Origin of the sequence: Klebsiella sp. X13, assembly GCF_003323835.1 — a bacterium.
GTDB classification, from domain to species: Bacteria; Pseudomonadota; Gammaproteobacteria; order Enterobacterales; family Enterobacteriaceae; genus Klebsiella; species Klebsiella ornithinolytica.
In genome coordinates, this window is sequence record NZ_CP030874.1 from 3,029,268 (window position 1) to 3,049,584 (window position 20,317).

Sequence of the window (20,317 nt, forward strand, 5' to 3'; positions counted from 1 at the left end):
CACTTTACGCCTCGTCGATTTTGTAGAACGGATAATCGGTATAGCCTGCGCTGCTGCCGCCAAAAAGCGTGGCGGGATTGCTTACCGTCGCTAATGGAAGGCTATTCCTGAGCCGGTACGGCAGGTCAGGGTTGGCAATGAACGGGCGGCCAAAGGCAAACAGGTCGGCCAGCCCCGCCTTAAGGAGCTTGTCCACTTTGTCCTGGGTATAATTGCCGGCGACAATAAGCGTGCCGCTGAAGGTGGCGCGTAATCGTTGACGAAATTCAGCAGGTACCTGCGGGGCATCGTCCCAGTCAGCCTCTGCCAGATGGATATAAGCGATACCTTTCTTTTCACACCATGCAGCCAGCGCGAGGATCGCTTCAATCACCTGCGGGTCGTTCATTCCGCGCTGGGTGATGAATGGGGAAAGGCGTATGCCCGTGCGCGTAGTGCCGATGGCGTCGCTGATAGCCTCCAGCACCTCCTGCGCAAAACGGATCCGGTTAGCCAGGCTACCGCCATACTCATCGGTACGTTTGTTCGATGTCCGGCGAAGAAACTGATCGATCAGATAACCATTACCACCGTGCACCTCAATACCATCAAAACCGGCGTTAATCGCATTTAGTGCGGCCTGCCGGTAATCAGCAATAATCTGCTGAATATTGGCAGGCTCAAGTGCCCGCGGCTCCGGACAATCGACCATATGCCCTTCCCCCTGCTCATCAACAACCCAGACCTGGGCATCGGGCGCGAGCGCAGACGGCGCGACAGGTTTGCCATCTTCCTGGAAACCCGCATATGACATGCGCCCCACATGCCAGAGCTGGGAAAAGATAATTCCCCCCGCACGGTGAACGGCTTCTGTGCTCAACCGCCATCCTTCAACCTGTTCTGCGGAGTGCAGACCTGGTGTCCAGGAGTATCCCTGCCCCTGAGGTGAAATCTGCGTGGCTTCTGTAATGATCAACCCCGCGCTGGCGCGCTGCTGGTAGTACGCCGCCATAAGTGCTGAGGGCACGTTTCCCGGCTGTAACGCCCGTGCCCGGGTCATTGGCGCCATCACAATCCGGTTTTTCAGGCTGAGCGCCTTCAGGTAGTAGCTATCAAAAAGCGTACGATTTTCCATTTTCTGTCCCCGTAATGAATTGTTGAAAATACTTTACGGGGTGAGCGATATTTTGATAATGGCATTAAAATATGATTGTCTTTTCAGGATTACTGAATAATGGGAAAGCTTGAAGATATGGCACTGCTGGTTGCCGTGGTGGAGGCCGGCGGGCTTTCAGCCGCCGGTCGCCATATGGGACTCTCGCCGGCCACCATGACCGCCAGGCTGAAGGCGATTGAAGAGCGTTATCAGACCCGTCTGTTCCACCGCTCCACTCGCGCCATTACCATGACGCGTGCCGGTGAGGAGTTCTACCACGCTGCGCTGCGCGTACTGGATGAAATGAACCATGCTGAGTCGCTACTTACGCAAAAAGAAGGGGTGCTCAGCGGTAATATCCGTATTTCGGCCCCCTCCGATTTTGGCCGACAGTATCTCAGCCCGGCGCTGCTCGATTTTTCCCGGCTGCATCCGGCAGTGAAAACCTCGGTATACCTGGGCGAAAGTGTCAAAGATCTGGTCGCCAATCGTCTGGACATGAGCATTCGTTTCGGAAACCTGCCAGACAGCAGCCTGGTCGTCAGAAATATCCGCCCGAATCATCGGGTTCTGGTCGCCTCGGCCAACTATCTTCGGGCGGCAGGCACTCCGGGCGCCATTGAGGATTTACACCACCACCGATGCCTGGCGCTGGAGCTGCGCGGAATGGTCATGAACGAATGGCGTTTTGAGCACGACGGTCAACAGAGCACATTACGCTTTACCCCAGCCATGGTATGCGACGATGGCGCGCTACTCCGCCAGTGGGTGCTGGCTGATGCGGGTATCGCCAGCAAATCATGGTGGGATGTCAAGCGAGATGTGGAACAAGGCAGGCTACAACTGCTGTTTGCTGAAAGTTTTATTGGGTTTAGCCGCTTTGATAAAAAAAATGTCGGGCTGCAATTTGTCTATCCGCAGCGACGGCTGCAGCCGCTACCGGTTACCGCTTTCACCCGGTTCTTCATTGACTGGCTGGAAAATGAATAGAAATCGATGACCTGTTCCCCGTTTTTTCACTCACCGTTACGTGACCTGGCTCGACGCGCAGAGGAAACCAGGCCATAAAATTCACGGTGAGCGAAAAAACAGACGCTCTGGGTTAAGTAGAGATTCATTATCCCACCGGGACTCTCTGTCGCGATTCCATACCGCCTTACGTTGCTAAAGATGTATTGCTCAACTTCTGATGCATAAAATCAATGAGCGCTCTTGTTTTAGCCGGCAAGTAACGCCGATCGGAATAAAGTGCGAACAACTGCAATGGGGCTGGCGATTGTTCAAACTCAATCTCGATTAACCGTCCATCGCTAATATAGGGTTGGCAGGCTTGTTTCGACAGGATGGCAAAACCAACGCCGGCTACCGCAGCGCGCCCTGCCATCTCTCCGCTGTTTACCCGATAATGCCCATTCACCTTAATTGTCTCAAATCCCCCCTTCATAGTGACAAACTGCCAGGGGGCACCTTTCAGGGCGCTTACCGTTGTAATGCAGGGTAATTCTTCAAACTGCCGGATATGAGAAGGGGTGCCGTAGCGCTGAATGACGGAGGGCGCGGCAACAATGGTGCAAGGAATAGTCACCAGATGCCGGGCTATATAGTCACTGTCATCCATCTGACCACGGGTAATAATGATAGCTAAATCCAGATCATCTCTCAGGGATTCGAGACCTGACAAATTAGTCACACAGCTGATCTCCAGATCCGGATACTGACAGGCGAAATCGGCAATAACAGAACCCAGCAATGCAGGACCGATCTCATTGGGAATACAGATGCGTAATGGCCCCTTGAGCTGCATTTGCCGCAACGTTAATTCTGTCTCAGTTTGCTCAAGCGCCTCCAGTAATGGCTTCGCTCGGGTATAGAGTAGGTGCCCCGCCTGGGTGAGTTTCATATGTCGGGTGCTGCGCTCAATGAGCTGAAGATTCAGTTTTTCTTCTAACTGAGAAATGCAACGACTCACGTTTGATGTCGGCATTGCAAGAACTTTCGCTGCCCCCACGAAACTTTCTCTTTCAACTACCGCGATGAATACTTTCAGGGCATTAAAATCAAGAGCTGAACGCATCAACTATCCCACATTTGATAATAATAAGTGCCATTTTTACCATCTAATGAACATCATTGATAGTGGTTAAACTCGGATATCTTTCATCCATAGGTTGCTTATTATGCCACTGGTCACACAGACGTTTAATCATAAAACCCTCATGCGGATAGCCATTGTTATGGCTTTTGTCCAGTTCACTAATGCGTTGGAATATATGGCGTTAACGCCTGTTTTTGCTTTTATGGCCGACGGATTTTCGGTTCCTGTATCATTTTCTGGCTATGTCTCCGGTATGTATACGCTGGGTGCGGTACTTTCTGGAATCATGGCCTTTTATTGGATTGACCTGTTTAATAAAAAACAGTTCTTGTTCAAGAATATGGTGCTGCTGGGAGCGCTAACATTTTTGTCCACACTCACGACTCATTTTGGCACTCTTCTGGCACTACGATTTTGCGCAGGATTGGTGGGGGGGACGACAATGGGCGTGGGTATGAGTATTTTGATAAATTATGCCCCGGCAAACTTACGTGGAAAAATGCTGGCAACGGTCATTGCATCATTTTCGCTGGTCAGTATCGTCGGCATGCCAGCTATATTATTTTTGTGCACGCACTATGGTTGGCATACTGCGCTATGGTTAATCAGTTCACTTTGTCTGTTATCTTTACCGTTGATAGTATTTATTATCCCCAAGGATACGCTCTCGCCGGGCGTGCAGAGGAAGCTATCTATTGATTCTCCAACCTTACTTTTCGCCTCTTGTACTGCTCTGGTACAATTTAGTCCAATGCTGATCATTCCCATTCTGACCCCATTAATGACGCAGTATATGGGCGCCCAACAAAACCTATTACCTTTATTATTTTTAAGCGGCGGGATAGCTGGTTATCTGACGACAAAAATAACAGGCATGCTGACATCGCGTTTATCTGCTCTGCTGTTGGCGATAATTTCAACGCTACTCTTTGTAGCAAGCTTGCTGATTCCCGCGATGGGTTATCATAATGTATTTCTATTTATAACCTTATTTCTTGGGGCTTCATACAGCCGGCTGGTTTGCGCTTCATCGGTTGTAGTCCCGTTTCCGGAGGATAAACAACGAGCCAGTTTTACTTCCCTACAGACAGCCATGATGTACCTGATAACAACTCTCGCGTTCTTTCTGTCTTCCTTATTACTCCCTGACCAGGAAATAACCACGCAAAATCTAAACACGCTGTTGGTTGTTAGTGCATTAGCCGCATCTGTATTTCCCGTCCTGGTCATAATACTTCAAAAGAAACTGGCTACACGTACTATCCCGTCTGACCCCCTCATCATTGATTAGCATAACGTCCGCTCCTGCCGCAGAGCGGACCGTCAGATTCTGCTCCGTCACTCCCTTACCCATTCCGGCCCGCTGCACCACCGCTTTGCGCTAAGCCGTGTCACCCCGTAGTGGTATCGCGCGCGTCAACCTTAACGCCGGCGCCATGAATCTGCTGAGAGAGATCGTTTTTTAAGTAACTTGCATTTTGATAGTTACTATGTCAATTTGCTCTCGAAAGCCATCTCTCTATCCAGGCCAACCCATGAAAAATGAACCGCTTTGCCACGCTCCCTGCCCCATCGCCCGTAGCCTTGGTCGCATCGGTGACAGCTGGAGCATAATGATCCTGCGCGACGCCTTCGCGGGCTTTACCCGCTTTGACGAGTTTCAGAAAAGCAGCAACGTCGCGCCCAATATTCTTTCACGCCGCCTGAAGGCGCTGGTAGACGACGGCCTGCTGGAGAAGGTTTGCTACAGCAGTACACCGCCGCGCTACGAATACCACCTCACGCAAAGCGGCCGCGATTTTCGCATGGTACTGCTGGCGCTGGCGGAATGGGGTAACCGCCACTTCTCACCCGAAGGCCGTCAGATGCAATTGGTGGAAAGTGAAACCCAGCGACCGGTGGAGCCGATGCTGGTCGATAAAGCGACCGGCGAAGAGATTATTCCGGGTAAATACACCATGGTGCCGGGACCCGCAGCCTCGCCGATGATGAAATATCGTCACCAATATCTGCTGCGCAAACGCGAGGGCGATAGCGGCCAAAAGTTTCAACCCGAACCCTACAGAGATGCCAGCCATGAATCCGGCCAGTAAGAGAAGAGCCCTCGTCCTGGCGACACTCGCCGTCGCCGCGCTGGCAGCAGCGAGCTACGGCGCTTACTGGTGGCATAGCGGGCGCTTTATGCAGACAACCGATGATGCCTATGTTGGCGGCGACATTAGCGCCATCTCCAGCAAAATCTCCGGTTATATCCAGCAGCTGGCGGTGCAGGACAATATGGCGGTGAAAAAAGGCGATCTGCTGATTCGCATTGACGACCGCGATTACCGCGCCGCCCTGGCAAAAGCCGCCGGAGAAGTGGCGGCGCAACAGGCCGCGCTGGCCGATGTCATTGCCACCCGGCAGCTACAGCAGGCGACCATTGCCGGCTCTGCGGCCTCGTTACAGGCCGCCACGGCGGCGGCCGAAAAATTGGCTAACGACAACCGGCGCTATCACGCCCTGGCCGCGTCGAGCGCGATTTCCGCACAAATTCGCGATAACGCCTCCGCCGATTACCGCCGGGCGCACGCCGAGCAGGATAAAGCACAAGCGGATAAAACCGCGGCCGAACGCCAGCTGGCGGTGCTGGATGCCCGCCAGCAACAAACGCTGGCCGCCCTGGCACAGGCCCAGGCTAACCTCGAGATAGCCACGCTGAACCTCAGCTATACCGAAATTCGCGCACCGTTCGATGGGGTAATTGGCAACCGCCGCGCGTGGTCCGGTTCATTCGTCAGCAGCGGCACGCAGCTGCTGTCCCTGGTTCCCGCGCACGACCTGTGGATTGACGCCAACTTCAAGGAAAACCAGTTGGCGCATATGCGGGCCGGCCAGCCGGTGACCATCGTGGCCGATGTGCTGCCGGACCATACCTTTAAGGGCCATGTTGCCAGTCTGGCGCCGGCGACCGGCTCACGCTTCAGCATTCTTCCTGCGGAGAACGCGACGGGGAATTTCACTAAAATCGTTCAGCGCGTGCCGGTCCGCATTGCGCTGGAAGGAGAAGGAGCAAAACTTGACGTCCTGCGCCCAGGGCTATCGGTGATCGTCACCGTGAACGAAAAGAGCCGCCGATGAGCACCGCTCAGGCGCTGCCCGCTCCGCAGGGTCTGTCGATGCCGATGACGAAGAAGATCTTCGCTTTCGCCAGCATGTGCGTGGGGATGTTTATCGCGCTCATCGATATCCAGATCGTGTCCGCCTCGCTGCGGGATATCGGCGGTGGCCTCTCAGCGGGCGACGATGAAACCGTGTGGGTACAAACCAGCTACCTGATTGCCGAGATCATTATTATCCCGCTTTCCGGCTGGCTGGCACGGGTTATGTCAACGCGCTGGCTGTTTGCCGCTTCCGCGGCGGGCTTCACGCTGATGAGTCTGCTGTGCGGCTGGGCGTGGAACATCCAGAGCATGATCGCCTTTCGCGCCCTGCAGGGACTGGCCGGCGGGTCGATGATCCCGCTGGTTTTCACTACCGCCTTCGCCTTTTTCCAGGGAAAACAGCGGGTCATTGCCGCCGCGACGATCGGCGGCCTGGCCTCCCTGGCTCCCACGCTTGGCCCGACGGTGGGCGGCTGGATCACCGAAAACTTCAGCTGGCACTGGCTGTTTTTTATTAACGTGGTTCCGGGGATTTACATCGCGGTTGCCGTACCGCTGCTGGTGAAAGTGGATACCGCTGACCCCTCGCTGCTGCGCGGCGCGGACTACTTCAGTATTCTGCTGCTGGCGTTGTCTCTCGGTTGCCTGGAATATACCCTGGAAGAAGGCCCGCGCTGGGGCTGGTTTGACGACGCCACCCTGACGACGACCGCCTGGATCGCCCTGCTGTGCGGCGTGGCGTTTATTATCCGCACCCTGCGCCATCCGCAGCCGGTCATGGATCTCCGGGCCCTGCAGGACCGAACCTTTAGCCTCGGCTGTTATTTCTCGTTTATGGCCGGCGTCGGCATCTTCGCCACCATCTATTTAACCCCGCTGTACCTCGGTAGCGTGCGCGGTTTCAGCGCCCTGGAGATTGGCCTGGCGGTATTTTCCACCGGCCTGTTCCAGGTGATGTCGATCCCGTTTTATTCGTGGCTCGCCAACCGCGTCGACCTGCGCTGGCTGCTGATGGCCGGGCTGGTCGGCTTTGCGGTCTCGATGTACAGCTTTGTGCCGATAACCCACGACTGGGGCGCCGACCAGCTGCTGCTACCGCAGGCTTTTCGCGGGCTGGCGCAGCAGTTTGCCGTCGCGCCTACCGTGACCCTGACGCTGGGCAGCCTGCCTCCCGCACGCCTTAAGCTGGCCTCCGGGCTGTTTAATTTAATGCGCAACCTCGGCGGCGCCATCGGCATCGCCCTGTGCGGTACGGTGCTTAACGACAGGACCAATTTGCATTACAGCCGCCTGGCGGATCATCTGAATAACGCCAACCTGGCAATGAGCGATTTTGTTCAACGCAGCGCGGCAAACTTTGTCGCTCAGGGGATCTCACCGGATGCCGCTCATACGGCTGCGCTAAAGAATCTTTCCGCTCTGACGCTGCGGGAGGCGCGAACACAGGCATTTTCCGATGCTTTTTACCTCATCATGATCGGTTTTTTGATTGCTGCGCTGCTGGTTCCATTGATGAACAAGCCGCCGGCACACTGATATTACAGGAGAGTTGATTATGAGCGTTTCAGCTAAACGCATTGTCGTGACCGGGATGGGGATTGTCAGCCCTCTGGGCTGCGGCGTACAGCACGTCTGGCAGTCGCTGCTGGCAGGCAGGTCAGGTATTACAAAGCTTAGCGAGCAGCTGGTCGAAGACATTCCCTGCAAAGTGGCCGGGCAGGTTCCGTCCATCGAACGCGATCCGCTGCACGGCTTCGATCCGCTGGCAACCATCCCGGCCAGGGAACGTAAAAAGATGGATCGCTTTATCGAGTTTGCGCTGGTCGCCGCACGTGAGGCGCTGACGCAGGCCGGGTGGTCGCCGGCATCACCGGCAGAACAAGATCGTACCGCAACGGTCATTGCCACCGGGATCGGCGGCTTTGGCGAGATCGCCAATGCGGTACATACAACGGATGATCGCGGGCCGCGTCGCCTGTCTCCGTTCACCATCCCCTCTTTTCTTGCCAACCTGGCCGCCGGGCATGTGTCTATCGCCCACGGTTTCCGTGGCCCCATCGGCGCGCCGGTCACCGCCTGCGCGGCAGGCGCGCAGGCCATTGGCGATGCTGCACGGATGATCCGCAGCGGCGAGGCGGATATCGCCCTTTGCGGCGGCGCAGAAGCGGCAATTCATCGCGTCAGCCTTGCCGGATTTGCCGCAGCCAGGGCGCTCTCCAGCGCGTCCAATGAGCAGCCGGAAGCGGCCTCCCGCCCTTTCGACCGCGACCGCGATGGTTTTGTGATGGGAGAAGGCGCCGGGCTTATCGTGATTGAGTCGCTGGAACACGCCCTGGCGCGCGGCGCCACCCCGCTGGCGGAGCTGGTGGGCTATGGCACCAGCGCAGATGCTTATCACCTGACCGCAGGTCCGGAAGACGGGAACGGCGCGCGCCGGGCCATGGAAATGGCCATTCGTCAGGCGGGGGTGACAGCAGAAGAGATTAACCATATCAACGCCCACGCCACCTCGACTCAGGTAGGAGACAAAGGCGAACTGGCGGCGATTAAAAGCCTGTTTGCTACCCATCCCGTCGCCATTACGTCGACGAAATCAGCAACCGGCCATCTGTTAGGCGCAGCCGGCGGGATTGAGGCCATCTTCACCATTCAGGCGCTGCGTGACCAGATAGTGCCGCCGACGCTGAACCTGCATCACCCCGATGAAGACGCGGAAGGCCTGAACCTGGTGGCGCTGGTGGCCCGCCCGCAGAAAATGCGGTATGCGCTGTCGAACGGGTTTGGCTTTGGCGGCGTCAACGCCAGCCTGCTGCTGAAACGCTGGGAATAATTGTTCAGCTCCCCCTCTGGCAAAGGCCGGAGGGGAGTTTCAGCGCCTGGATACTCTCGGTTTATTTCCGCTGGTTGATGCATGAGTTTTCCCCGCGTTCAGGTTCAGCCACCATCCCCCCAACCATCAGAGTAACAAGCGCCAGATATCATCTCATCCGTCTGCTTGCTGTCGGGCTAACCGGGATCTTCGCCGGCATGGCGCTGATGATGGGTCAGCGCGGTTTAACCTTTAGTGTGAATCGCAGCGCGGGGAACACCGTCCGTTTGCGCAGCCTGTCGGTACATAATATCGTGGGTGCCGACGCGGCCGATCGTTTATCTGCCCTGTAGCCAGGTAAAGCCTACATCACTCAGTTGAGGAGCCAGACCATGCCTGATAACCATCCGGACTCACAGCATAGACGCTGGCAACAGGAAATGGCGTCGCGACGTGGTGAGATCAGAGAGAAAATCAGAGCCTATACCGGACGGCGGGAAAATATTCTTTGCCCCTTTCCCGGTATGAGCGTTGTCGAACTACACCGCCCGATGCCGCCCTGTGCCTGTCTCTACCAGCCCAGCGTGTCGCTGATTATTCAGGGGGAGAAGCGCGTCAGTCTGGGCGAAAAAACCTATGCTTATAATGAATCCCACTTTCTTCTGACCGCCGTCAATTTGCCGACCGTCGCCGAAGTGATGCAAGCCAGCGCTGAACAACCGTTTATCTCGCTGCTGCTGCAGCTGGACTTATCTCTCGCCCGGGAAGTGATGATCGACATGAAACAGTACGGAAATGAGGCGGAATACAGCGATGAGGGAATGTCCCTGGGGCCGGCCGACGGCCCGCTGCTTGATGCGCTGCTACGCTATCTGAACGCCAACGAACATCCGCAGGATAAAGGCTACATGGGTAACCTCATTCAGCGCGAAATACTGTATCGTATTCTCACCAGCCCGGCGGGCAGGACCCTGAGGGAAACCGTGTTGACCGGCTCCAGCGGGCAACGGATATCCGTGGCCCTGGACTGGCTACGCGATAACTATGCGCAGCCGTTAAAAGTCGAAGCGCTGGCGCGGATTGCCGGTATGGGCGTCTCCACGCTGCACCACCATTTTCGCCGCATGACGAACATGAGTCCGCTGCAGTACCAGAAGCAGCTACGGCTTCTTGAAGCCAGACGGTTGTTATTGTCGCAAGATGCGGATGCCTCGACGGCAGCGATAAGCGTGGGGTATGAAAGCGTCAGCCAGTTCCACCGTGAGTACAAGCGTCAGTTTGGTATCACGCCGATCGGCGATAAAGCCCTGTCGCTGGCGGCCGGGACCGGGCGCCCCTACTAAAGCTCAGCAAAGGCTGACAGCGGTTCACCGATGTCAGCCGTCCTCATCAGGCCAACAGCGAGGCCATATCAATCACGAAACGGTACTTCACCTCTCCCCGTTCCATGCGTTCAAACGCCTGGTTAATCTGCTGGATCGGGATGATCTCGCACTCCGGGTAAACCCCTTTCTGCGCGCAGAAATTCAGCATTTCCTGGGTTTGCGCAATGCCGCCGGAAGGTGAGCCGGTAATGCGGCGGCGGCCCAGGATGAGCGGTAAGGTGCTGAAACCGTCCATATCGCCCAGATTGCCGACAATCACCAGCGCCCCTTCAATATCCAGCAACTGCACGTACGCAGAGAGATCGTGCCGGGTGGGAATCGTATCAATGATCACGTCAAACGAGGAGCCTGCCCGCTGCATATCCTCTGCTGAGGTCGACAGTAAAACATGTTTCGCCCCCAGCTCATGCGCCTCCTGAGCTTTTGCCGCGCTCCGGGTAATCACGGTGACCGTAGCGCCCAGCGCCTCTGCCAGACGTACGGCAAGATGCCCCAGGCCACCGATGCCAATCACCCCTACGCGTGAGCCCGGTCCCACATTCCAGGTTCGCAGCGGGGAGTAAACGGTAATACCGGCACACAGGAGCGGCGCGGCGCGGGAAGGATCGAGCTCTTCCGGCAGATTTAAGACAAACTCTTCACGTACCACGATATGCTTCGCATAGCCGCCATAGGTGATCTCGCCCGAAATGCGATCGCGGCCATTGTAGGTCACCGTCGGAAATTCGCGACACATCTGCTCTTCATGGCGGCGGCACTGATCGCACTCCTGGCAGCTGTCGACTATCGTCCCGACGGCCACCATCTGCCCAACCTGATAGCGGCTAACTTCACTGCCAACCTCACTTACCCGGCCAATAATTTCGTGCCCGGGAACGCAGGGATAAACGGTCGCCCCCCACTCTTTCCAGTCATCCCGGGTTTGATGCAGATCGCTGTGGCACACCCCGGACCACAGGATCTCAATCGCCACATCGTTACGACGCAAAGCGCGTCGTTCAAAGCTGAAGGGAACCAGCGGAGTGGTGGCATTAAGTGCGGCATAACCCATCGTTTTCATAGCTGCTCCAGTTGTGCATTAACCTTGCTGAACTGTAGCGGCCAGATGGGCAACCCGGTGAGCCCGATCCTGCCTGATTACTGCCTATTACTCTTGAGCCGTAAATATCGGCACGCGGGAAAATATCGCCGGGTATGCTCCGAGAGGATATGCAGCGACCTGGGTTGAGTATTACCGTTGGACGGCGCGCATGGCGCTTCACGCAAAATATGTGTAGTGGTCAACTAAAACTGGCCACCACTTTAGCGTTCTTCCAGTATCGTTTTCTGATTCGTTAGATGATAGCCCACCGTTATATTCATGCAGCCTGAGCGCGCTGTAATACCCAACGATATCGTGGAAAGACCAACATCCATAGCCTTAGCTGGGTCAGGAACGGTGTAATTTTGATCGACAGGCAACTGAGCGGATTCACGTTTGAATTCAGGACTTTTTCATTGCAGCACCTCTACAGCTTACATTTTTTGATTCGGTTAAACCGCCAATAAAGTGGCAATAGTTTCCAAAGCGCTTTTTAATTGAACCTGATTTTTAGCGGCTGTTAAACTGATTCGAATTGCATTCAACGGGGCCTGTCGTACCGCAAAAACATCGGCCGATACAACATTAATTCCCGCCTGAGAACAGAGTTGGACCAGTTCAGGTGTTTCGAAAGGGGCTGTAAGCCAAACATGTGGGCTTGGGCAGGTCGCATTCAGCATATATTGTCCTACAAGCTTACGCGCCAGGTGCCAGCGTTGTGCAACTTCTCTGCGTTGCCAGTTTAATCTTTTTTCAGCCGTGCCATCCTCAATCCACCGATTCGCTATCATCAGATTTAGCGAAGATACCGCCCAATGCGTTAGCTGAGCATCCGGATCTATCTTGCTTAACAGGGGGACTGGCGCTGCGATATATCCCAGTCGCAAGCCCGCAGCCACCGTTTTCGAAAAACTGCTGATAAGAATGGTTCGCTCCGGTAATAAAACACTCAGCGGTGGCTGTTTAATCAATCCGCCATAGACATCGTCTTCAATCATTATGAGTTGATATTTATTGATAATATCAGCAACCTCACCACGCCGCCGATGTCCCATAACCGTGCCCGTAGGATTCTGCAGAGAAGGGGTTAAAATAACCACTCTTGCACCTGTGGTACGAATCATTCGATCAAACTCATCCGGAATTATGCCCTGTTCATCTGACATAATTCCGTGCAACGGTAAATGTAGTTGCCGCGATGCAGCCTTGATCCCGGGTGCAGTGAGCTCTTCTACCAGAATCGACTCTCCCCTCTGACAAAGAGAAAGCAAAACCGTCATCAGACCTTGCTGCGCTCCGGCACATAATTTTATGTTTTCAGGTAAATAACTTACCTTACGTAATTTAAGCCATTCAGTAGCCCGAATTTTTCCTGATTGAATGGCATCCGGCGTTAAATAGCTTTGCACATCGCCCCACTCAGCTGACATCGTGAGCTCCATGAGCGTTGAAGCCAGGTCGCGATTATCTTGATCGATAGCAGGAAGGTTTGTTGAAAGATCGATACGCTCTTTTAACGGTAGTGGGTTCTTTATCAAAAAAAGTGATGCCTCCTTGCTCCCTGGAAGCACATAAGTCCCGCGTCCCACTTCACCGCTAACCAGATGTCGCCGGGCGGCTTCCCTATAGGCCTGCATGGTCGTACTCGGATTCAGGTTTAACTTCCAGGCCAACTGTCTCTGCGGCGGTAAACGCTCCCCCACTTTGAGTTCACCTTTTTCAATCGCCTCGGCAATAGCTTCCACCAGGAGAATATATTTAGGTTGATTTGTCTCTTTTAATGTTGGGACCCACATTATTGCCTGCCATACAATATAATTATTTACCCATACAATATCGGTTGCTACGCTCTGGAGCAAGACTTACAACCAGAGAGTGTCAACTATGTTTAATATAGATGAACTACGCGCCTCAGCCAGCGCGGTATACCATGTTATGCCAGCTACGCCACAATATACATGGCCTTTATTGAGTAAACGTTTAAATTGCGAAGTATGGGTTAAACATGAAAATCATACACCAACCGGCGCTTTTAAAATAAGAGGCGGGATCATTTTTATTAACTGTTTATTAAAACGGGAACCTAATATTAACGGTATCATTACCGCAACACGAGGGAACCACGGACAAAGCCTGGCTCTGGCGGCGACAAAAGCGGGATTGCCCTGCTACCTGGTTGTACCAAAGGGTAATTCCCGTGAAAAAAATGCCGCCATGCAGGCGCTGGGCGGACAAATCATCGAATACGGTGTTGATTTTGATGAAGCGCGCGCTAAAGCCGCTGAGATAGCGCAACAAAGGGGGCTTTACTTTGTTCCCGCATTTCATAAAGACCTTATCCTTGGCGTTGCAACCTACGCGCTGGAACTCTTTAATGCCGTGGCTGAGTTGGATACCGTTTATGTACCTGTCGGAATGGGTTCAGGCATCTGTGGTTTAATACAAACCCGGGATTTGCTTGGTCTAAAGACAAAAATAGTAGGTATTGTCTCTGACCAGGCTGACGCATTCGCACAAAGCTTTGAACAAGGGAAAATTATCACGACGCTAAGCGCCGATACCATGGCCGATGGCCTTGCCTGTCGTATACCTCTGGCTGAATCATTTGCCATGATTCAGCGCGGTGCAGAGCGCATTATCAGGGTCACCGATGATGAAGTTTGCCATGCCATTCGCATCTATCATGAAGATACGCATAATATGGCTGAAGGAGCAGGAGCCGCTGGCCTCGCGGGATTAATAAAAGAACGCCGATTACAGAAAAACAAAAAAGTGGCCGTAATACTGAGCGGATCCAATATTGATCGCCCCCTCTATGCCAGTATTTTGCAGCAGCAGATCCCCACCCCATAGAGGCAGGGATAAGCCCTCGTTCATTCACTATACCTACATGAGCCATCTTGTCAGCTAACCCTGACTTACCCAATATAGGCTGTTTACTGATACAAAATATTCCGGGTAAAACTTTCAGGATCGCTCATGGAAGAGACTTGCAAGTAAAATCTAATTTTGTGGCTTTATCAATAATTAAAAACTGAAGACCAGTCAAAATCAGCAGACTTTTCTAAAGAACTGGGCCAGTTAGATAAATACTCAGGGGTTATTGGATTTTCCACACGATCTAAACTGGGAATGTAAGGTTTAATATCGATAACTGGACTACCATTTTCCGCATCAATCCAGGATACAATGAGCAATCCGGCGTTTAAATCAACATGCAATACCTCTGTTGTTGTAATCGCTATGGGATTCGGTCTTTGCGGCGAGCGAGTGGCAAATACGCCCATTTCATCTTCAGTATAAGGCGTTGATGTAATAATAGTCTGGCGAGACGATTTATCATCGCAACCATCACACCACCATAATAGATTGACATGACTATGCCCTTCTATTCCTTTTAATCCATCCCGGTAAGGAGGATACAGGATAACATTTACTTTATCATCCATTAAAGTAATTATACCTATTGCGTGCAGATTAATTTCTTGCATATACAATTCCTTAGCGTCAATATTTCCACCATTTTATATTCACAGTAGCCGTCGACGACAAAAACCATCCTGAATTAACTATTAAGTCGATGCAACAGAAAAATCATACTTTAAAGGTAAATGTTATTCATCGAGTGAAACGGGCTGTTCCGTAACTTATCGCGCCTCCGTTTCTGACGCCGGGGTCAAGCTCAAAAGATGCGTGGAACTAAAGCCGGGATGCTTACAGCGCCAATGATGTGATCAGAATACGGTGTGTGATCTGTCATGCTGTGACGGATAAAACGATACAAATATGGCTCACGCGCCCAAACGAGTCGAAACCACAAAAAGTGGGCTTAGCAATTACACTATCTTGCCAGATGTGACCCGATAGTTAGTATTCAATAACAACTCCATGAATTGAGGTGAGGTTTCAGCCCCAGACCAGCAATCGCTGGAGCCAAGACTACGGAATGTTACCCCGGCAGCCAATGCAATCTTGTTCGGTAACCGGCTGTCACTCAACATCTGCGCCAACGCCTCCATCTCTTCTGCCCTACGCGTGATATGGTGCGGATAGGTTGGAACCAGCTTTCGTAAATCAGACAATGTGCTTCCCAGATGATACTCAAGCAGCTCGAACAGAGGATCGGTAACATCAAAAGCATTGGCAGTATTAGCCGTTTCAAACAAGGCAGCAGTAACAGCCTTGTTGAAACCTGCAAAAACCATTTTGAAAATTGATGCCTGGACGATTTCATCGCCAAGTCGAATCACCGGCAATATACCTTTAAATAATTTTTCTATCGGCATTGTGTCTGGACCACTGACATAAATTCGTCCTTCTTCGCCCAAATGTGAGGCGCGCCCGATAATACAAGCATTGCAAAAAGGCAATGAAGCCTGGTCGAAAACCCTGCTCAAGTACTCTGCATCCGCAGGGGTCTTTGCATTCAGATCGATAAATACGGGCATAGCATTCTTTTCTCGGCAGGCACGAATTGCTTGATGTGCCACCTCGACGACAGCCGATGGGGGGACCAGCGACAAAATCAGGTCACTTTCAACAACAGCATCGGCCATGCTGTCGCGCATGCCTATCCCGATCTCCCGTGCCGATTTTTGGGTTTTCTCGCTACGGCAACCCATCGGACTGATCGTTTCATGGCCAGCCGCCCGCAGCAATGCAGCAAAAGCCCTGCCCATTTGGCCCGGATAGAGAATAGCGATCGTCGACATGATATTACCTCCTGTATAGATTTAAGGATTTGGTGTTATTCGTGGGGGTAATACAGGCACCCAGAAGAGCCAGACCACCGAAAACGGCAATCGCCGCGTAAATCTCGAAGGCAAATATATAGCTACCCGTGATATCGAACAGCAGCGCTGCCAATAACGGTCCACCGATACCTGAGATCATGACTAAGGGCGTAACGACCCCCATAATAACGCCTTGATTCTTGCGCCCGAATAACGAAGCGAGAAGAAACGGCATCATCATGATCAGCCCTCCTGCAGATAAACCGCTCAAGACACCATAGCCTAACTGCAGTTGCCAAATATTCCCCGCGGTGATGAAGAGGATGAGACCTATTGCCTGAAATACAGAGAGGCTGAGAACAACCCATTTCGCTGAAACTTGCTCTACAATGAAACCCGTTAATAATTTACCCAGGATCGCAAAAGCGCCATAGGTCAAGATCACACTACCTGCCTCGGCGGTTGTAAAGCCAAGCGATTCTGCCGCCGGAACCTTATGTAACAAGACGCCTTTCAAGACAAAATCGCTGAGATTCCAGCCGACGATAAGACACCAGAAACCAGGCGAGCGAATGGCTTCTGTCAATGTAAGATCAGGACGCTCCCCCCCGCTTTTTTCTTGAGCAAATGCGCTACCCTGCTCTTCGCCGAGCGGCAGAAGGTTCATATCCGCTGGCTCGCGACGTAGAACAAAGATAGCCAGTGGCACCAGAAAGAGAATGGGCAGAAAACCAAGCAAGAACCAGGTAGAGCGCCAGTCGGAAATAGACAACAGCCAAATGATAACGGGTGACAGCAATATGCCGCCGAGGTTGGCGCCAGATGATACCAGACCGGTCGCACGCCCGCGCTGCGTCGTAAACCATTTGGCAATCAGAGGAAACACTAATGCGTTAGACAGGCCCGCAACTCCGATACCGCCGATTACGCCAAAAATAAGCGCGAACTGCCAGAAAGTTTGTGTGAAAGAGACCACACTGAGGGAGAAGCCAACAAGAATAGCGCCAACCACTATAATAATTCCGGGCCCCCGTCGATCAACCAACCAGCCGACAAGAGGGGCGATAGCGCCTGCGATCAGCTCTCTGAATGCGATGACCCCTGTAATTTGAGTATTGGACCATCCAAGCTCTTCCCGGGCCGGATTTATAATGAAACCCATGGTCTGGAAACCGATTCCGGCACGGATAGACGATATAGCCAAACAGGCAAAAGCAACATACCAGGCATAGTGAACACGCGTTAATCTACACATACACAACATGAACCTTATAAGTTGAATTTCGGCTGGGTCACGAGTGTAGCGATTGATACTACCGCGAGTCCCCTGGCCCCGATCCCTTGTTTGTGCTAGCGACGCCCGTTTTCACCTCTATGGGTATCAATAAAAGTAACCATGAAAAATACCAACGATGGCTTAGAAAATCGTTTTATTCTGTGAGTCCTTCACTTTGTATATTGTTACGAAAAAATCCATCTATAAATAAGGTAATAAATGTAGTTAACAATAAAAAACCCTAAACACTATGATGAAAGTGTGAAGATAACGTAAAGTAATACTGTTGTAAGTATCCCGCAGAAGGCAAAACGCCAGCGCCAAAACTCGATCTCCTGTAGTAACACACTGAATTTGGCCACAAGCAGAGGATATACCCCAGCCTGTGCGGCCGGGGGCATCGGAGGCGAACTAAATATGCTTATTGAAGAAGACGTCTAACTTTTGCATGGCCTGGTCAACGTATTTAGGAACCCAATATGTTTCGATATGAGTAGCGCCATTGATCAGGAACAGTTCTTTATCCTGCGTACCGGTCGCTTTCGCGAACGCATCTTCAGTCATATAGAGCGTATCCGCTTTTGAACCGGCAATCATCAGCAGCGGTTTATTGATGAGATTGATATGGTCCGTCACGTCAAAGCTCATCAAATCCAACAGGCTGCTGGTGGTGTATTTAAACGTTGAGTTCGGGTGGGCATGGGTTTTCCAGTAGTACTCGTAGCCCTGTCGATAGAGGGCAAAAGGTAATTTAGCGATCTGTTCATCCGTCAGATTTGCATCGCCGGAGTAAAGCACTTCGCCTCCGGCAGCTTCCTGAGCACGGGCGTCAGAAGCCTGCTGAAGCCGCTGCTGGATAGTATCCAGCTGTGAATTCTGAAAACCATTGCGGCGTACAAGCCCTGAATTAAACATGCTGATGGTTGCAATCGATTTGAATCGTTTATCCGTCTCGGCGGCAGCCAGTGAATACCCGCCACCTCCGCAAATACCCAGCAGACCCAGGCGGGCGGTATCGACCCCAGGATATTGGCTGATGTAATCCGCCATACCGTGGATATCCTCAATACGATTTGCCGGTTTATCCACGCTACGAGGCATCCCGCCGCTAGCGCCCTGATAAGCCGCGTCGGCGGTAATCGTGATGTACCCCTGCTCAGCGAGACGTTGGGCATACAAACCCGCGACCTGCTCTTTTACGCCGCCATTAGGGTGTGCGACCACCACCGCAGGGTATTTTTGGGCGGGATCGTAGTGAGCTGGCGTATAGACATTCGCAGCAATCTGGATGCCGTGCAGATCGTATTTCACCGGATGAATGTTGACCTTACCTTTGATATTTTCAGTAATGGCACCGTCATAAACGAGGGTGAACGGATTTTTCTTGTAATCAGCCGCCTTGACTGAGGTCACTCCGGCGACAGCCGTCAGCAGCATGGCGCTTATAAGCATCAATTTCATGGTCTCTCCCGATGAGTATCAGCCTGGTTATCCAGGCTCGCGGAATTCAATTTGCAGCCTCAGGTTAGGGAGAAAGGGCTGTCAGCAGCGTGACCGAGGAATAACATTTTTGTCAGGAAGCGGACCGGGATGAGAACCTGTTCCTGACAGCGCTGTCAGGTAAGCGTCAGCTTTATGTTGGCTATCAAGGCGCAGAATGGTCTCGGTTAGATGAGATTCATGTTCAATTTTCCGAGCAAAGGAGCGATCGATGAAACGCCAAAACGCCTCAACACGACCAGAGCGACGTAAGCGATTAGTCGCCAGGGCGAGCATTGCCGCCACCTTGCTGATTCCCCATGTATCGGCAACAAATAAAGACCCTATGCGACAAAATAGAGCGGCGGCCGGCGTATCGCTGACCGCGCTTACCCGCTCACTGGCAACCCTGACTATCCAGGGTCAACGTCTGCCGGATGCCGGACAGATCTATTCAGATTTTGAAGCACCGTTGAAAAGCTTAGAGGAAGTTCCGTTATGCGCCTGTTGTTAGTCGAAGATGAAGAAAAAACGTCGACCTATCTCAGCCGTGCGCTGGGTGAGTCCGGATTTACGGTCGATATCTCTGCCGATGGCGCTGAGGGCCTTCATTACGCGCTGGAGTTTGACTACGACGCCATCATCCTGGATGTGATGCTGCCGGGGATGGATGGCTACCGGGTACTCGAGGGGGTACGAGCCGTCAAACAGACGCCGGTGCTGATGCTCTCTGCACGGGGATCGGTCGACGAACGGGTCAAAGGACTTCGCCTTGGCGCTGATGATTATCTCCCCAAGCCCTTTTCACTTATTGAGCTGGTGGCGCGTATTCAGGCCCTGGTGCGGCGCCGCTCTGTGGACGGTGCAGACATCACCCAGCTGCACATTCACGATCTGCATCTCGACTTACTGGCTCGCCGGGTATTTCGCGCCGGAACGCGACTGGAACTGACCGCAAAAGAGTTTTCCCTGCTGAGCCTTCTCTCCCGCCATCAGGGAGAAATTCTGTCCAAGATGATGATTGCTGAGCAGGTATGGGACATGAATTTTGACAGCGATGCCAACGTGGTTGAAGTCGCCATTAAACGTCTGCGCGCCAAAGTGGATGCCCCGTTCGACATCAAGCTACTTCATACCGTTCGTGGTATGGGGTACGTCCTTGAAGTCCGCGCTGAATAAAT

18 protein-coding genes are annotated in these 20,317 nt (G+C 52.9%); 10 read left to right on the forward strand and 8 right to left on the reverse strand.

The window, feature by feature from the left end; all coding sequences use genetic code 11:
• Positions 1 to 4: 4 nt before the first annotated feature.
• Positions 5 to 1,114 carry an alkene reductase gene (locus tag DSD31_RS14360; RefSeq protein ID WP_113991126.1) on the reverse strand — a complete coding sequence of 370 codons (1,110 nt, stop codon included), beginning with the start codon at positions 1,112 to 1,114 and terminating at the stop codon, positions 5 to 7.
• A gap of 99 nt (positions 1,115 to 1,213) precedes the next feature.
• Here DSD31_RS14360 and DSD31_RS14365 point away from each other — a divergent pair, with 99 nt between their 5' ends.
• Complete coding sequence (locus tag DSD31_RS14365) at positions 1,214 to 2,125, forward strand: LysR family transcriptional regulator (RefSeq protein ID WP_015584488.1); 912 nt, start codon at positions 1,214 to 1,216, stop codon at positions 2,123 to 2,125.
• Positions 2,126 to 2,291: 166 nt separating this feature from the next.
• Here DSD31_RS14365 and DSD31_RS14370 read toward each other — a convergent pair whose 3' ends face one another.
• Positions 2,292 to 3,209 carry a LysR family transcriptional regulator gene (locus tag DSD31_RS14370; RefSeq protein ID WP_032717337.1) on the reverse strand — a complete coding sequence of 306 codons (918 nt, stop codon included), beginning with the start codon at positions 3,207 to 3,209 and terminating at the stop codon, positions 2,292 to 2,294.
• A 103-nt stretch (positions 3,210 to 3,312) separates the two neighbouring features.
• Between DSD31_RS14370 and DSD31_RS14375 the strand changes: the two genes are divergently transcribed.
• The 6 genes from DSD31_RS14375 to DSD31_RS14400 all read left to right on the forward strand — a co-directional run bounded on the left by DSD31_RS14375 (position 3,313) and on the right by DSD31_RS14400 (position 10,525).
• Positions 3,313 to 4,521 carry an MFS transporter gene (locus DSD31_RS14375; RefSeq protein WP_048757104.1) on the forward strand — a complete coding sequence of 403 codons (1,209 nt, stop codon included), beginning with the start codon at positions 3,313 to 3,315 and terminating at the stop codon, positions 4,519 to 4,521.
• A gap of 244 nt (positions 4,522 to 4,765) precedes the next feature.
• Positions 4,766 to 5,323, forward strand: a complete 558-nt coding sequence (locus DSD31_RS14380) for a winged helix-turn-helix transcriptional regulator (RefSeq protein WP_032717335.1) — start codon at positions 4,766 to 4,768, stop codon at positions 5,321 to 5,323.
• Positions 5,307 to 6,350, forward strand: a complete 1,044-nt coding sequence (locus DSD31_RS14385) for an HlyD family secretion protein (RefSeq protein ID WP_113991127.1) — start codon at positions 5,307 to 5,309, stop codon at positions 6,348 to 6,350. The genes DSD31_RS14380 and DSD31_RS14385 overlap by 17 nt, the downstream gene beginning before the upstream one ends.
• Positions 6,347 to 7,909 (forward strand): DHA2 family efflux MFS transporter permease subunit, encoded by a 1,563-nt coding sequence (locus tag DSD31_RS14390; RefSeq protein WP_015584493.1) that lies wholly within the window; start codon positions 6,347 to 6,349, stop codon positions 7,907 to 7,909. The genes DSD31_RS14385 and DSD31_RS14390 overlap by 4 nt, the downstream gene beginning before the upstream one ends.
• A 19-nt stretch (positions 7,910 to 7,928) precedes the next feature.
• Complete coding sequence (gene fabF, locus DSD31_RS14395; protein WP_113991128.1) at positions 7,929 to 9,203, forward strand: beta-ketoacyl-ACP synthase II; 1,275 nt, start codon at positions 7,929 to 7,931, stop codon at positions 9,201 to 9,203.
• Positions 9,204 to 9,574: 371 nt separating this feature from the next.
• Positions 9,575 to 10,525 carry an AraC family transcriptional regulator gene (locus DSD31_RS14400; RefSeq protein ID WP_015584495.1) on the forward strand — a complete coding sequence of 317 codons (951 nt, stop codon included), beginning with the start codon at positions 9,575 to 9,577 and terminating at the stop codon, positions 10,523 to 10,525.
• A 46-nt stretch (positions 10,526 to 10,571) separates the two neighbouring features.
• Here the strand turns inward: DSD31_RS14400 and DSD31_RS14405 are convergent, their stop codons facing one another.
• Entirely contained in the window at positions 10,572 to 11,627 is a 1,056-nt protein-coding gene (locus DSD31_RS14405; RefSeq protein ID WP_113991129.1) for an NAD(P)-dependent alcohol dehydrogenase, read from the reverse strand.
• 473 nt (positions 11,628 to 12,100) lie between these two features.
• Entirely contained in the window at positions 12,101 to 13,507 is a 1,407-nt protein-coding gene (locus DSD31_RS14410; RefSeq protein ID WP_227538642.1) for an aminotransferase-like domain-containing protein, read from the reverse strand.
• Positions 13,508 to 13,532: 25 nt separating this feature from the next.
• Here DSD31_RS14410 and DSD31_RS14415 point away from each other — a divergent pair, with 25 nt between their 5' ends.
• Entirely contained in the window at positions 13,533 to 14,501 is a 969-nt protein-coding gene (locus tag DSD31_RS14415; protein WP_100662977.1) for a threonine dehydratase, read from the forward strand.
• 167 nt (positions 14,502 to 14,668) lie between these two features.
• Here DSD31_RS14415 and tsaA read toward each other — a convergent pair whose 3' ends face one another.
• The 4 genes from tsaA to DSD31_RS14435 form a co-directional block, all read right to left on the reverse strand.
• The gene (gene tsaA / locus DSD31_RS14420; protein WP_113991130.1) at positions 14,669 to 15,139 is read right to left on the reverse strand and encodes a tRNA (N6-threonylcarbamoyladenosine(37)-N6)-methyltransferase TrmO; all 471 of its coding nucleotides are present in this window, start codon (positions 15,137 to 15,139) and stop codon (positions 14,669 to 14,671) included.
• Positions 15,140 to 15,484: 345 nt separating this feature from the next.
• Complete coding sequence (locus DSD31_RS14425; RefSeq protein WP_015584500.1) at positions 15,485 to 16,360, reverse strand: DUF1932 domain-containing protein; 876 nt, start codon at positions 16,358 to 16,360, stop codon at positions 15,485 to 15,487.
• Positions 16,361 to 16,364: 4 nt separating this feature from the next.
• Positions 16,365 to 17,636, reverse strand: coding sequence for an MFS transporter (locus tag DSD31_RS14430; RefSeq protein ID WP_075808619.1), 1,272 nt, complete (start codon positions 17,634 to 17,636; stop codon positions 16,365 to 16,367).
• 432 nt (positions 17,637 to 18,068) lie between these two features.
• Positions 18,069 to 19,118 (reverse strand): alpha/beta hydrolase, encoded by a 1,050-nt coding sequence (locus tag DSD31_RS14435; RefSeq protein ID WP_113991131.1) that lies wholly within the window; start codon positions 19,116 to 19,118, stop codon positions 18,069 to 18,071.
• Between the two features lie 250 nt (positions 19,119 to 19,368).
• Here DSD31_RS14435 and DSD31_RS26470 point away from each other — a divergent pair, with 250 nt between their 5' ends.
• Both DSD31_RS26470 and DSD31_RS14445 read left to right on the forward strand, forming a co-directional pair.
• Positions 19,369 to 19,650, forward strand: coding sequence for a hypothetical protein (locus DSD31_RS26470; RefSeq protein ID WP_227538643.1), 282 nt, complete (start codon positions 19,369 to 19,371; stop codon positions 19,648 to 19,650).
• Positions 19,635 to 20,315, forward strand: coding sequence for a heavy metal response regulator transcription factor (locus DSD31_RS14445; RefSeq protein ID WP_015584504.1), 681 nt, complete (start codon positions 19,635 to 19,637; stop codon positions 20,313 to 20,315). Before DSD31_RS26470 ends, DSD31_RS14445 begins: the two co-directional genes overlap by 16 nt.
• Positions 20,316 to 20,317 lie beyond the last annotated feature (2 nt).